This window comes from Blautia caccae, assembly GCF_040095955.1.
Classification (GTDB): domain Bacteria; phylum Bacillota; class Clostridia; order Lachnospirales; family Lachnospiraceae; genus Blautia; species Blautia celeris.
Map to the genome: position 1 here is coordinate 1 of NZ_JBBMFP010000116.1, position 536 is coordinate 536.

Consider the following 536-nt stretch of genomic DNA (forward strand, 5'->3'; position numbering starts at 1 on the left):
GGCTTCACAGGTTCTGAGGTTGGAAATAAATACCCCAAAGACCCGGAAGTGCTGAGAGAAGCCCTGGAGCTTCGCGGTATGGAGATCTGCAACCAGTGGTTCTCCTCCTTTCTGATCACAAAGCCCTTTGAAGAGGTGGAGAAGGAATTCCGTGCACAGCTTGCGTTCTTAAAGGCAATGGGCGCCAAGATCATCGGCGCATCCGAGCAGAGCCACAGCGTACAGGGCATGCAGGACACCCCCATTTTCGGCCACAAATACGTGATGAATGACCAGGAGTGGGAGACCTTCTGTACAGGTATGAACAGACTGGGTAAGATCGCAAAGGAAGAGTACGGGATCAGCCTGACCTTCCATCACCACATGGGAACCGTGGTGCAGAACCCGGACGAGGTGGAGAGAATGATGGAAAATACAGATCCGGAATATGTGAGCCTGTTATTTGATACCGGCCATTTCACCTACTGCGGCGCAGACCCTCTTGAGATGGTAAAGAAGTACGTGGGCAGGATCAAACACGTACATTTAAAGGATAT

The 536-nt window shown here is 51.3% G+C and carries 1 protein-coding gene; it reads left to right on the top strand.

Translation table 11 applies throughout. The annotated features are described in order from the left end of the window. Positions 1-536, top strand: a 536-nt coding sequence (locus WMO65_RS26500; protein WP_349064947.1) for a TIM barrel protein, incomplete at both ends; no start/stop codon positions are given.